Source organism: Mucilaginibacter sp. NFX135 (assembly GCF_048565145.1).
Lineage (GTDB): Bacteria > Bacteroidota > Bacteroidia > Sphingobacteriales > Sphingobacteriaceae > Mucilaginibacter.
Map to the genome: position 1 here is coordinate 1072408 of NZ_CP183412.1, position 12656 is coordinate 1085063.

General features: G+C 42.9%; 12 protein-coding genes. 7 read left to right on the forward strand and 5 right to left on the reverse strand.

Features of this window, described 5'->3' with window-relative positions; all coding sequences use genetic code 11:
* Nucleotides 1–16: 16 nt before the first annotated feature.
* On the reverse strand, nt 17–1009 hold the full coding sequence (locus ACNURT_RS04705) for a hypothetical protein (protein WP_419700756.1): 993 nt from the start codon (nt 1007–1009) through the stop codon (nt 17–19).
* A 546-nt stretch (nt 1010–1555) separates the two neighbouring features.
* On the opposite strand from ACNURT_RS04705, the gene ACNURT_RS04710 reads away from it, so the two are divergent.
* Nucleotides 1556–1738 (forward strand): hypothetical protein, encoded by a 183-nt coding sequence (locus ACNURT_RS04710; protein WP_370994998.1) that lies wholly within the window; start codon nt 1556–1558, stop codon nt 1736–1738.
* Between the two features lie 138 nt (nt 1739–1876).
* Here the strand turns inward: ACNURT_RS04710 and ACNURT_RS04715 are convergent, their stop codons facing one another.
* Nucleotides 1877–3913 carry an IPT/TIG domain-containing protein gene (locus tag ACNURT_RS04715; RefSeq protein WP_419700757.1) on the reverse strand — a complete coding sequence of 679 codons (2037 nt, stop codon included), beginning with the start codon at nt 3911–3913 and terminating at the stop codon, nt 1877–1879.
* Between the two features lie 405 nt (nt 3914–4318).
* Here ACNURT_RS04715 and ACNURT_RS04720 point away from each other — a divergent pair, with 405 nt between their 5' ends.
* On the forward strand, nt 4319–5209 hold the full coding sequence (locus ACNURT_RS04720) for a dienelactone hydrolase family protein (RefSeq protein ID WP_419700758.1): 891 nt from the start codon (nt 4319–4321) through the stop codon (nt 5207–5209).
* Between the two features lie 219 nt (nt 5210–5428).
* On the opposite strand, the gene ACNURT_RS04725 is transcribed toward ACNURT_RS04720, so the two are convergent.
* The 3 genes from ACNURT_RS04725 to ACNURT_RS04735 all read right to left on the reverse strand — a co-directional run bounded on the left by ACNURT_RS04725 (nt 5429) and on the right by ACNURT_RS04735 (nt 8687).
* Nucleotides 5429–6988: a DHA2 family efflux MFS transporter permease subunit gene (locus ACNURT_RS04725; RefSeq protein WP_419700759.1), complete on the reverse strand. Its 1560-nt coding sequence runs from the start codon at nt 6986–6988 to the stop codon at nt 5429–5431.
* Nucleotides 6989–7063: 75 nt separating this feature from the next.
* Nucleotides 7064–7756: a hypothetical protein gene (locus ACNURT_RS04730; RefSeq protein ID WP_419700760.1), complete on the reverse strand. Its 693-nt coding sequence runs from the start codon at nt 7754–7756 to the stop codon at nt 7064–7066.
* Between the two features lie 76 nt (nt 7757–7832).
* The gene (locus tag ACNURT_RS04735; protein WP_419700761.1) at nt 7833–8687 is read right to left on the reverse strand and encodes an AraC family transcriptional regulator; all 855 of its coding nucleotides are present in this window, start codon (nt 8685–8687) and stop codon (nt 7833–7835) included.
* Between the two features lie 304 nt (nt 8688–8991).
* Here ACNURT_RS04735 and ACNURT_RS04740 point away from each other — a divergent pair, with 304 nt between their 5' ends.
* The 5 genes from ACNURT_RS04740 (at nt 8992) to ACNURT_RS04760 (ending at nt 12654) form a co-directional block, all read left to right on the forward strand.
* Nucleotides 8992–9567, forward strand: a complete 576-nt coding sequence (locus ACNURT_RS04740; RefSeq protein WP_419700762.1) for a TerD family protein — start codon at nt 8992–8994, stop codon at nt 9565–9567.
* Nucleotides 9568–9665: 98 nt separating this feature from the next.
* Nucleotides 9666–10334: a TerD family protein gene (locus ACNURT_RS04745; RefSeq protein ID WP_419700763.1), complete on the forward strand. Its 669-nt coding sequence runs from the start codon at nt 9666–9668 to the stop codon at nt 10332–10334.
* A 122-nt stretch (nt 10335–10456) separates the two neighbouring features.
* Nucleotides 10457–11161 carry an HAD family hydrolase gene (locus tag ACNURT_RS04750; protein ID WP_419700764.1) on the forward strand — a complete coding sequence of 235 codons (705 nt, stop codon included), beginning with the start codon at nt 10457–10459 and terminating at the stop codon, nt 11159–11161.
* 103 nt (nt 11162–11264) lie between these two features.
* On the forward strand, nt 11265–12110 hold the full coding sequence (locus ACNURT_RS04755) for a phosphoribosyltransferase family protein (RefSeq protein ID WP_419700765.1): 846 nt from the start codon (nt 11265–11267) through the stop codon (nt 12108–12110).
* A complete protein-coding gene (locus tag ACNURT_RS04760; protein WP_419700766.1) occupies nt 12100–12654 on the forward strand; it encodes a TerD family protein in 555 nt (184 codons plus the stop codon). Before ACNURT_RS04755 ends, ACNURT_RS04760 begins: the two co-directional genes overlap by 11 nt.
* The last annotated feature ends 2 nt before the right edge of the window (nt 12655–12656 follow it).

Consider the following 12656-nt stretch of genomic DNA (forward strand, 5'->3'; position numbering starts at 1 on the left):
ATTTGCTCGGCGCCTCCTATTTCAGTTTCGCGATCATATCAAAATGATCAACCGTTTTTATGCCCGATGGCGACTCGTTGAATGCGGAGTATAATACATATTTTTTATCCTGATCAATGCCAGGTAAGGTTTGGCCGATCATTTTTTTGATATTTTCGTTCTCCTGCTTAATAGCCGTGGTATCCTTTAGTTTGATGGAGGATACATAATAGATCATTGGGAAAACACCCTCGGGCGTGGTTTGGTTCATTATCCGGATAATGCGCGGGTGGGTGGATACCTGCTTAATAGCTACCGGGAATTTATACTGGCCATAAGCTTCTCTTAAAACCTTGTTGTAGAAATTGCTCATATCCTCTTCGCTATTATATTTCCACAAATCGCTGGGGCGAGAGCAGTCTATCGCGGATGAGGAGATATTTAAGGCATCTATCAAAAAGCCTTTGCTATAGCATTCCCTGGCCTGATCACACAGCTCGGGAGCCGTTTTGCCATTAACTTTATAGCGGCTCACATCCAGCTGGCTTAATTTCCAGCCATAGTTATACTTACAATAAACAGCCGCTATCATATCCTGGTTGGGGATGGTTTTATCCTTTGGCACAAAAAAGGCAAAGTACATTTCGTGTGTTGCGCCCTGGTAAGTTAGCGAATAGCCAGCTGGTCCTTTGACGCCCGAACTGATGGTATCGCCGCTTATATAACGGTTCACTACATAGTATTCGTCAAGCAGGATATAATCATTTACTTTTACGCGGTTGCTCACCAGTTCTATGTGCCTGTTTTTATACAGCGTATTAATAAAATCATTCGACATAATGTTCTCCAGCTGCTTTTCGTCGTTCACTTTCAGCTGTTTAAGCAATTCATCGTTAAGCTTGTGAAATTTATCGGGATTGCTGATCTGTTCATTTTTCCAGCTGCCGGGTTGTGTGGGCTCACAGCTTTGCAGGGTAGCCAGGATCAGGAAAAAGCCAAGTACCTGCGATAAGGATGGTTTAGATTTCATCTTTAATGTTAAAATAATTAGGAGGTACTATTTTAATCATTTGCGGTCACATTGTCAAATGCCCGGTGCGGGTATCTCAAACGCTAAAAGGCACCTTCAAAACTTTTTAAACTGTAAATTTTAACATTTTTCTGCACGAAACGAGCTAAAACAGACTCAAAAACCGTTGAAAAAAACACAGTTTAACACTTTTTAACAAATTTTAACACGGTTTTGAGCAGTTTTTGAAACTTTAAAAAGTAAATAATTAATTGTCAAATAATGCCTAAAAGAGGTTGTCATCCTGAACTCGGTGGAAGGGCAGAACTCGGGGTTTGGCCCACCATGTTTGGACAGCGCATGACTGCCTTTTTTAGAAATATCTACTCATAGGCTATTAGCCTTGAAAGAGATCATGATTTATCTATCCCCGGTAAATCCGCAAATATTTTATTCCTTTCATAAATAAAATAATATTTTCTTCGTAAAATCCTTGCAATGAGTAAGTTTTATGCTTAAATTTATACAACCAATAGTTCTAAAACCTTAATTTCAGGAGGATTCGTCATGAAGAAAAAAGCTACGATAGTTCCTCAGCCTGATAAGACTGAAGCTACTCACTCAGAATTGCTCACCAATCACCCTAACAACCCTAAAATGTACCGCGATCATAAAGTATGTGATCACTATACCCATGGCAGGGTTAACAAGTTTCCGTTTGGCAGCAGCCACGGGCCAGCCTGTTTTTAAAGGCAACCCTTTTATAAACTTACTATTGTGCAGGTACGGTCAGGTACCTGACTTGTTTCTTCTGCCTATATCTATGATATTTTTATTGTTAAGCTATGCTCCAGGAGGCAAAAGGCTGGTAGCATCTCTATTAACCTTTTATAGTCCGCTACCCACTGCCTGATACAAAAAGCCGAGATTTGTGGCAGAGTTACCACCACCCACATAAACGTAGCCGTTATTAATAAAAGCGTATCCTCTTTCTATACCCCAGCTACAAACATTACATCCTACATAGTCATTTAAATGTGCCCAGGTATCTGCTGTGGGGTCATATTTAAAGCAATCATGTGCCGGCGTACCTGCAAGCGGTTCGCCGGTAGCGATAAAACCCTTGTTACCAAAGGAAAAACCGGTTGTGTACGACCGGGCTTCCGGAAAATCATGTATTTGTGTCCAGGCGTTGTTAGCCGCCGAATAGGAAAAAAAGTTGTACATGCCGGTATTTGTAGCCCCGCATCCTACATAAGCTATATTATTTATAACAAAAGCGGATGCCAGGTTTCGCCAACCGTAATATTGTTTATCAGGATAGTCAGCAACCTTGCGCCAAGCATTTGTACTGCTGTTATATTCGTAAAAAGAGTTGTCGGCCCCATCTACTCCCGCAGTTTGAGATGTGCCCAAACCGGTATAAATTTTATTGTTTATAGCAAACATGGTACCGCCGTATCTTACAGGAACCGGATAATCGGCCTTTTGCGTCCATGTGTTTGAAGATGGGTCAAATTCATAAAAGTTATGAGTTGAAGATAAAATATACATATACGCTTTGCTGCCGGTTGCGGTAACCATGGCGTTTGTTACTTTGAACGGTATGCTGATTTGTTGCCACGAATAATCAGCCGTATTAAATTTCCAGAGATAAAGCTGGCCGTCTGAAAAAGCCAGGGTAGAGGCGATAACATATGATGAGTTATTAATTGTAAATGCACCAGGAACTGCATAGTCATTAAAAGGTATCTTCCCAACAATTATCCATCTATCTTTAACGGCTATATCAACAGTACTGGTAACCGTATAATCCAGCATTTTTAGCGTCACCTTAGCCTTTCGCCTTGGATATGGGCCATTAGGCATATCATAAGTTAACTGCGTAGTATTTCCGTTTTTTAATTCGGTTAAATTGCTTTCGCTATAAACAACATTGCTTGATACAAGCGGATGAAAATATTGTCCTTTGATAGTTACTTGATCATTTACATTCACTGCAGATGGGGTAACAGCTGTTATAACCGGTTCCCTGATCTGGAACTGGGTAGCAGATGTTATGGTTTGAGCTTGTGCTTTAATGGTAATATTATTAAAGCTATGCGGAACATTATCTGGCACCATAACCTTTAAACGTTTGCGGGTACTGCTCACAACTGTGGCCATTGCGGTACCTATGTTTACCTGGTTTAAAGAATTTTGATACCCGAAATGATCGCCAGTGATAATTAAAGAATCTCTGAAGGTGGCAAGTGAGGTGAAATTTGTGATCACCGGTGTATTCAATGAGAAACCGGTAGTAATAATATCTGCAGTGCCATTATATTTTAAAGCAATGGAAGACGTGGCCTGGCTGAGATTTATTGGTACAAGACATTTTAAAATAGTATCGTTTATGGATATGATACTGGTTGAAATATCACCGAAAGCAATGTTTAAATATTGACCTGAAAAGTATTTACCTTTTATGATGATTGTATCGCCCAGGTCGGCTTTTAAGGGTAAAACTGAACTGACCATTGGTTTTTTTGAGCCGGATGAATTAAAGTAAACCACGTTATAGCGGCTGTACCCGGTAGTACTGCTTGTTGCATAGGTGGCAACAAAATACTTGGTGTTTTTTTGGAGCCCAGTAGGTATATCAATTTTAAATGCGCCTTTAACAGCAGGTGCAGCTACTTTAAATCTTTGCGGATAGGTAAAAAGGCTATCGCCTGATAGTAAAAATCCATACTCTGTTATTCCCCCAGGTACTTCATTGATCTGTCCGTTTAATGTAACTCCTCCATCCGGGTAAACAGTAACTGTGTTCGTAACTATTTTAGGGTTATCAGGAGGAATGGTCGCATGATCTTTTTTGCAATTGCTCAATAAGGTTGCGAGTAAAATAATGATGCAGAATGAGAAATAGTAGGCTAATTTCATGATAAAGTTAAGTATCCAAATATATACTTATCCGGTGATATATCCATGACGCAGCCTGAACCAGGCCCTTAATAAAGAAGCACAAGCAACCATATCTTTGAGGCAGATAAATTTAAAATTCAAATTTTTTTAAAACATTTTTCAACTGCGCAAATACACGGCCATGAGCCTCCCAACCTTTGTATCAACAAACAAAAAAAGAGGGAGGTTCCCAAAAGCCGTAAGTGGGTGTTACTTTCTTTGGCTAAAGCCGTGAAAGCGGTCTGGGTTTTAGTTCTTCCCTGCAACCTATTACTCTTTTTCTTTTATATATCTCTTCAAAGTAACGATACTGTTACCACTTCCATAAAAAACAATTACCTTGAATAACTAAATTTGAATGTATAGCCTTCAAAACCAAAACATATGGACCAGATCAATAAAGAAGATATCAAACAGGAAGTATTTGACCTGTATGACGATTACGCGCACAACCGCCTTAACCGCCGTGCATTTGTTGAAAAACTCTCCATTTATGCCGTGGGTGGCTTAACCGTACCTGCGCTGATGAGTTTCCTGATGCCCAACTATCAAACTACTGCGGAGATTAGGGTCGATGATCCACGCTTGAAATCAGAATATATCAACTATACATCTCCAAAGGGTGGCGGCACAATTAAGGCCCTGTTATCAATGCCGGCGGATGCAAAAGGCAAATTGGGAGGTATAGTTGTGGTGCATGAAAACCGCGGGCTGAACCCCTATATTGAAGATGTAGCCCGAAGAGCTGCCCTGGCCGGATTTATTACCCTTGCGCCCGATGCCCTGACACCGCTGGGCGGTTACCCGGGCAATGATGATGATGGCCGTGCCATGCAAAGCAAGCGCGATAAAAGCGAAATGGAAGAAGACTTTATAGATGCGTTCCATTATCTCAAAAACCATAAAGATTGCAATGGCAAAGTAGGTGTTGTAGGCTTTTGCTACGGCGGCGGCATTGCCAATATGATGGCTGTGCGCATTCCGGAACTGGCAGCGGCTGTTCCATTTTACGGCAGCCAGCCGGCTATTACCGATGTGCCTAAGATCAAAGCACCATTGTTACTGCACTACGCTGCACTGGATACCCGTATTACCGAAGGCTGGCCGCCATATGAAGCCGCCTTAAAAGAGCATGGCAAAAAGTACCAGGCTTTTATTTATGAAAATGCCAACCATGGTTTTCATAACAACACCACACCCCGTTATGACAAGGCTGCTGCAGACCTCGCCTGGAAAAGAACCATTGATTTTTTTACTGAAAATTTGAAAAGCTAATAGTCGGGCATTGGAACAAGAATTAAACGCGATGCCGACTCTCCCCGACATCGCTGCGCTTGTCACCCCTCTCTCCGCTTCGCGCATAGAGGGGATTTTATTTTCTTCACCCTCTTTGCGGCAAAGCCGTAGAGAGGGTGGTCCAGCGAAGCGTAGACCGGGTGAGTTTGCTCTGCGATTTGGCTCATTGAGTCCCGTTGCCATGTTTTATTTCACCGTTCAATGTGCGTCCGGTACCACTACTTTCACTGCTTTCGCTTCCTTCCTCTTTTTAATGGTGATGATCACCAATGGGATACAGCAGGCATTTAAAATAGCCAGCAGCAAAAATGCGTCCATATAGCTTAGTAAAAAAGTTTGCCTTACCACAATGTTTTCCAGCGCGCCGATAGATTGCTGCAGAGCACGGAGGTAATTGGAGCCATGCGCCATAAAATTATGAATGAGGGATTGTTGCCGGTCAATGGTTTGCGGATCCGAGGCCGTTACATGAGTAATTAAGGCAGTGCGGTTTGCCACCTCGCGGTGCGCTATATAGGTGTTAATTAAAGCAATGCCAAATGAACCACCCATCTGTCGCATCATGTTGTTGAGCGCGGCACCCTGCGGGATCTCTGCCGGTTTCAATTCGGATACAGCCAGGGCTGTTAATGGCACAATCAACAATGCTGCACTTAGTCCACGGAAGATCAAAGGGATGAAAAAGTACGCGCTGCCGGTTGTCAGGTTTGATCCCGACATGATATACCCAAACGCTGCCGACAAGCCAAAGCCCAGAATGATGAGGTACTGCGGTCGTAACCCGCTTTGCAGCATCTTACCCAAAAAAGGCGAGATCATGGCTGCCATTAAGGTTCCGGGCAGCAGCATGGTGCCGGTTTGGAAAGCGGAGTAGCCGATGATGCGCTGAGAAAACAAAGGAAAAACAAACACATTACTGAATAGTCCGAACCCCAAGACAAAGGTCATGATGGCCGAAATAGATAAGGTGGTACTTTTTAACACCCGCAGGTTAATAACCGGGAAAGGGATCCGCAGTTCCCACCAGATAAGTACGGCTAATGATAGTGTCGAAATGATGGTAAGTATCAAAATGTAGGTTGCCGAGAACCAATCGTCGGTTTGGCCACGCTCCAAAACTACCTGCAGCGAACCTACGCCTACAGTGAGCAGACAGATGCCAAGCCAATCGATACTTCGCCCGTCCGTTGATTTTTTGGTTGGTTTGAGATAGATGTAAGATAATAGCGCCGCTGCAATTCCGATAGGGATATTAACATAAAAAATCCACTGCCATGATAAATTGTCAACAATATAACCACCCATTACCGGTCCGATAGACGGCCCAATAATGATACCCAGGCTGAATATGCCGCTGGCGGTAGCCCGCTCTTTAGCAGGGAATGTTTCGAACAGGATGGATTGTGAAGTTGATAACAATGCGCCGCCGCCGATGCCCTGCAGGAAACGAAAGGCAACCAGTTCCCATAAGTTATTGGAGAACCCGCACATGGCCGATGCCAGCGTAAAGAGTAAAATGGAGCCAATGTAATATTGCTTCCTGCCGATCTTTTCGGCTAAAAAGCTGGTCATGGGGATGATGATCACGTTGGCGATAGCATAGGAAGTGATCACCCAGGCGGTATCTTCTAACGAAGCGCCCAGGTTACCGCTCATAGTGTTGATGGATACGTTAACAATGGTGGTATCAATCAGTTCAATAATAGTTGAAGTGATGATAGTGATAACGATGATCCATTTTCTGAAACCGGTTTCCATAAAGGAGATGTATATGATTTTAAATAAATAGAAGCTTTGTAATGTATTCGAATGGAATTACCGTAATTGGACAGTTCAGGACCAAAATTTTTTTGCCTGGATGTTGGTATGCCCCAGGTTTTTTAATAAGGTGCGCAGCTCAACAACCAGCTCGCGGTTCCCCGTGAGATAAAATGAAGTGTGCGCGGTGCAATAACCCTGCTTTAGCAGCCAGTTAGCCAGTTCGTGGCGGGTTGTGAGCGTATTTACCGGCGACCGGAAATACTCCCTCACCAATTGCCCGGTATGCGGGCTATCCAACAATACGGCGCCGTCAAAACGGATCCCGGGTAGCGTGAGCTGTTGTAAGGCCAGGAGGTGACCGAGGCTGCTGGCATCGCCCAGGCCCACAACCAGGTTGGTAGGGTGAGGTGCCTGGTGTGTATCTCCTATCTTTACGTATTGAACCGAATCGCCGGCACTAAGATGTTTTGCCCAGCGGCTTCCACAACCTTCATGTGCGGTATCAACCAACAGCGAGCAGGTAGCCGTTTCGGCGTCCCAACCGAATGGGGTATAATCCCGGTAGCATGAATTGCCAATCCGGAATTTGATATAAGGCACTTCGTTCCAATGCTGCATATCAGCAGAAGGCAAGTGCAGGTCAATCTCTACCATAGTAGCAGTTTCCCAAACACGCACTTCCAACACCCGTCCGGTTTGGAGCAGTTGTGGTCCGAGGTATTTTTCTGCCTTGTTTTTTATTTGTTGTAAAATAGATGTTTCCATGTAACATATTTTTGATGATACAAAGAAACCTGCTTTTTAAGTATAAATAAATGGCGGCTTTGGTGTAATGATAGGACTATTTTCGGTATTGTTCGCGAAAGGCGATTGCCGATGTCCCCGTTACTTTACGAAACAGGCGGGAGAAATAGGAATGATCGGTATAACCTAAACTATGAGCGATCTCCTTAACCGTGAGCTGGCTATAGTATAACAAACGCTTAGCCTCCATGGTTACTTCCTGCTGTATCCAGTAACTTACCGGGAACCCGGTGACCTTCTTTAACGCTTCGCTCAGGTACGCTTCAGACACGTTTAACATGGCTGCATAATCCGCCGGACTTTTATTGGATCGTAACCCGGTTACCAGCAGACTTTTGAACTGGCTGGTGAGTTGGGCCGGGCGGGATACTTTTAAATTGGTGCCGGCATATCCGTTATAACAGCCAGCAGCAATAGTTAAAAAAGATTTGAGCAAGGCATGGATGGTTGTTGCGTAAAAGGGATCGGTATTATCCTCGGTATATTTTTCATGAAGTAACAGCAGCAGGTTTTGGTATTGCCTGAGCTGAGTGTTATTAAGCAGATAAGGTTGCTGAAGGAATAGCCGTCCCTCAAATACATTGCGGCATTGAGGTGGAATCAACGAGGTATCAACCCCAATAAACCAGCCATCTGTATGTTCGTTACGGATGCGTTGATGTACCTGGGTGGGTAGGATATAATACAACATACCACCAGATAACTGAACTTCGTTGAAATCGATCATCAAAGAACCGGAACCAGCCTCTATCAGAAAAAAAATATAATGATCATCCCGGTGCGCCTCCAGTACGCGCGGGTCCACCTCTATAGGATCACCCTTTTTAAAATGCTTTAAGTGCAAGCCAAAGTCGGTCCGGTCCTTTAATAAATGAATGGGGATGTTGTTCATTGTTCAAAAGTAATCATTTGAATTAGGGTTGTACGTTTTGGGTAATACGTTGTACGTTAAAAAAACGTATAACCTAAAACGTATTACGTATAACCCAAATCGGCTCCTGCCCTGTAACATTCTGTATTTCCCTTAGTCACAATCCTCAGATGTAACCTAACATATTTGTTATAATGTTTAGGATGCACGGATTAAAAAAGCGTATATCTTAGACTAATATTTAAAATATCAATTCACGAACAAAACAAACTGAGTGCCCGCAATATTATACGGGGGCGCAAGTTTTTAATAAAATACTTTTAACATGGCTATCAACTTACAAAAGGGACAAAAAATAGATCTCGGTTTATCAAAAATGACAGTTGGTTTGGGCTGGAACCCAAATGAAGGTACAGGTTACGACTTTGACCTGGATGTATCGGCAATTATGATAGATGAGAACAGGTTTGTTCCGCAGGATGAATTTTTTGTTTTTTATAATAATGTCGACTCGCCCGATTCTGCCGTTCACCATACCGGCGATGATCCATCTGGCGGTAACAGCGATGGCGGCGACGACGAATCCATCAACGTGGATCTGACCAGGGTAGATCCCAAGATACAGGAGATATTATTTGTAGTTACCATACACGAGGCGCAGCCCCGCAGGCAAAATTTTGGCCAGGTGCGCGATTCCTACATCCGCATTATTGACGACCTTACCGGCAGCGAAGTATGTAAATATGAACTGGGCGAGGATTTTTCGATTGAAACGGCTATTGAATTTGGCAGGTTATACCGCCGTGGCGGCGCCTGGAAATTTGAGGCATCGGGCGTGGGCTATAAAGAAGATCTGGCCTTTTTTTTAAGCAAATATTTTAAAGGACAGATCATTAAGTAAAAACCCCTCCCGTCCCCTAAAGGGGATGCTTTAAAAGTTAAATTTTTAGAACCCTCTCCTTTGGAGAGGGCAGGGTGAGGCTATTAAATTATACAACTATGGCAATTAATTTAGTAAAAGGTCAAACAATTGACCTGCGTAAAAATGATAAAGGCGAGAGTTTTGACCTGTCGTCGGTTACTATTGGCTTAGGCTGGGATGTAAAACAAAGCGGCAGTGGTGGCTTTTTGGGCAAGCTCTTTGGTGGCGGCGAAGAAGCTGAGTACGACCTGGATGCTATTGCTTTCCTGCTGGATAAAAACGGCAAGGTGGCCGATAGAGGGCGCACCTTTGAAAAGCCAAATGGCAATAAGGTTAGTTTGTACGAAGGAGACGTGATTTATTTCAATTCCATGCGTCACCCATCGGGCCATATCTGGCTTACCGGCGATAACCGCACCGGCGCGGGTGATGGCGACGACGAGCAGATCATCGTTAAACTGGATTCCCTCGACCCAAAGTTCGACCGGATCCTTTTTATAGTAGCCATTTACCAGGGACGCAAAAACAACCAACATTTTGGCATGGTTGATAATGCTTTTATCCGTGCGGTGGATAATCACGGCAAGGAGATAGCCAAGTTTAGCCTGTCAGGTGATTCCACCTACAACGGTATGTGCTCTATGACCTTTGCCGAAGTTTACCGCAAAGATGGTACATGGAAATTCCGCGCCATTGGCGAACCACATACCACCGATAATTTTTTAGAAATACTTAAACAATATTAAAGGTTGCGTGGATCGAGTTGCGAGGTTCGGGGCTTAAATGGTATGCCTTTATGTTCCCCGCAACTCGTAACACGCAATTCGACCTCCTTAACACGCAACCCGACCCTCACAACCCGCCCCTAATGTTCTACCAGCACTATTCCTTTGATCTTTGGCTTACATTGATCCGTTCCAATCCTGATTATAAAGTTGAGCGTACTAAAATATACCACCGTGATTATAACCCATCCGGCAAAAGCATCGATGAGGTGGCTAAAGCTTTCCGCACGGTCGACCTGATGTGTAATGCCGTTAATGAATGCACCGGTAAAAATATTGATGCGGAGGAGATGTTTCTGATGGTGATCAGCCTGATCAATGATAACCGGTTGAATTTGAATGATATTGATACCCCAAAGCTTTATGGCGATATGGAGGCGTTGGTGTTTAAGCACCTGCCCACGGTTTATGAGCCTGTAACAATTGAGGTATTGGATAATCTAAAACAAAAAAGCGGTGCAACGTTCAGCTTGCTAAGCAACACCGGTTTTATAAAAGGAGCAACATTAAAAAAGATACTGGCTGGGTTAAAGATGGATAAATACTTTGATTTTCAGCTGTACTCAGACGAGGTGGGAATGTCGAAACCCAACCTGGAATTTTTTAATTTGATGCTGCAAAATATTAAACAGATCAATAAAGAAAAAGATATAACTTTAGCAGGCATCATTCACATTGGCGATAACCCTAAGGCCGATATTGAAGGTGCTACAACGGCAGGTATAAAAAGTTTGCTTGTCAATTCAAACAACACATCCATTTCTTCATTATTAACTTATTACAGATAAAAGATTTTTGGAACAAGGAACAAAGATTTTTGGAGTAAGGATTTTTGGACTTATAGCGTAAAAAATCACTAATTCACTAAATCATTAATTCAATAATTATTTAATGAACACTACCTATTCATTACATCATATTAGCAATGCGCAGGCATTTGGGTTTAATCCCGATGATTACAGTCGTTTTAAGTTTGGCGATGATGCGGTGGCCAAATATTTTGGCGCCCACCTGGCCGATGGCTTTGTCAGGGATTACCTGGCCGAAAATCCCATCAAACAGCAAATTGTGGTGATTTCAAGCCCTTATTCGTTTATCCCAACGGCTACTTTTGCCATGAAAAACTGGTTTGTGGCCCGGCTTAACCGCTGGCTGGCCCGGCATGGCTACCCTGTAGTACAGGAAACCAAAGTACACCGCACCATTACCTATAAAGAGGATTACGGCGAGCTGAATGCCGAGCAAAGGATGAACCTGATCGGTAATGATTCGTTTCATATCGATAAGGATTTTTTGCAGGGTAAAACACTGATATTTTTAGATGATATCAAGATAACCGGCAGCCATGAGCGTATGATCATGAAAATGGTGGGCGAGTATGGCCTCCGCAATGATATATTTATGCTGTACTTTGCCGAACTGGTGAACAAAAACATCCACCCCAATATCGAAAACCATTTAAATTATCACCAGGTAAAAACCATTTTTGATCTCGATGGAATCGTCAAAAGCAATAATTTTTGCATCAATACCCGTATCGTAAAGTATATTTTAAACTATGATTTTGAGAGTTTTTGTATTTTTATCCAGGATCAAACCTATGATTTTATAAACTTGCTTTATGATATGGCGCTGGGCAATGGCTACCATACCATCGAAGCTTATACACTTAACCTGAACTTTATAAAAGAAAACCTATTTTTAAACAATCATAACTTAATTCAACATGGCAATTAACTTGCAAAAAGGTCAGCGGGAAAGCATTAATGCTCCCCAGTTTACCATTGGCCTGGGATGGGATACCAATAGTTCTTCAACAGGAAGCGCGTTTGATTTGGACGCCTCTGTTTTTATATTGGGCGATAACAAAAAAATTATAGCCGACGAATATTTTGTTTTTTACAACAACCTGAAATCGCCGGATGGTGCGGTAGAGCATACCGGCGATAACCTTACCGGTGCCGGCGATGGCGATGATGAGCAGATTAAAGTTGACCTGTCAAAGATTGATGCTAAAATATCCGAAATATGCATCGTGGTAACTATTCACGAAGCCGAGGCCCGCAAACAGAATTTTGGCCAGGTACGTAACTCTTTCATCCGCATATTTGATCCGGGTACAGGGGCTGATATTTTAAAATATGAGCTGGAAGAAGATTTTTCGATAGAAACGGCTGTTGAATTTGGCCGGATCTACAAAAAAGATAATAACTGGAAGTTTGAAGCTGTAGGCGTTGGCATGAAAGGTGGTTTACAGGATTATTTAACCAAATACCAATAATA

Bases quoted from the DNA above. Each gene is read 5' to 3' on its own strand.
- ACNURT_RS04705 (WP_419700756.1), bottom strand. From the start codon at position 1,009: ATGAAATCTAAACCATCCTTATCGCAGGTACTTGGCTTTTTCCTGATC.
- ACNURT_RS04710 (WP_370994998.1), top strand. From the start codon at position 1,556: ATGAAGAAAAAAGCTACGATAGTTCCTCAGCCTGATAAGACTGAAGCT.
- ACNURT_RS04715 (WP_419700757.1), bottom strand. From the start codon at position 3,913: ATGAAATTAGCCTACTATTTCTCATTCTGCATCATTATTTTACTCGCA.
- ACNURT_RS04720 (WP_419700758.1), top strand. From the start codon at position 4,319: ATGGACCAGATCAATAAAGAAGATATCAAACAGGAAGTATTTGACCTG.
- ACNURT_RS04725 (WP_419700759.1), bottom strand. From the start codon at position 6,988: ATGGAAACCGGTTTCAGAAAATGGATCATCGTTATCACTATCATCACT.
- ACNURT_RS04730 (WP_419700760.1), bottom strand. From the start codon at position 7,756: ATGGAAACATCTATTTTACAACAAATAAAAAACAAGGCAGAAAAATAC.
- ACNURT_RS04735 (WP_419700761.1), bottom strand. From the start codon at position 8,687: ATGAACAACATCCCCATTCATTTATTAAAGGACCGGACCGACTTTGGC.
- ACNURT_RS04740 (WP_419700762.1), top strand. From the start codon at position 8,992: ATGGCTATCAACTTACAAAAGGGACAAAAAATAGATCTCGGTTTATCA.
- ACNURT_RS04745 (WP_419700763.1), top strand. From the start codon at position 9,666: ATGGCAATTAATTTAGTAAAAGGTCAAACAATTGACCTGCGTAAAAAT.
- ACNURT_RS04750 (WP_419700764.1), top strand. From the start codon at position 10,457: ATGTTCTACCAGCACTATTCCTTTGATCTTTGGCTTACATTGATCCGT.
- ACNURT_RS04755 (WP_419700765.1), top strand. From the start codon at position 11,265: ATGAACACTACCTATTCATTACATCATATTAGCAATGCGCAGGCATTT.
- ACNURT_RS04760 (WP_419700766.1), top strand. From the start codon at position 12,100: ATGGCAATTAACTTGCAAAAAGGTCAGCGGGAAAGCATTAATGCTCCC.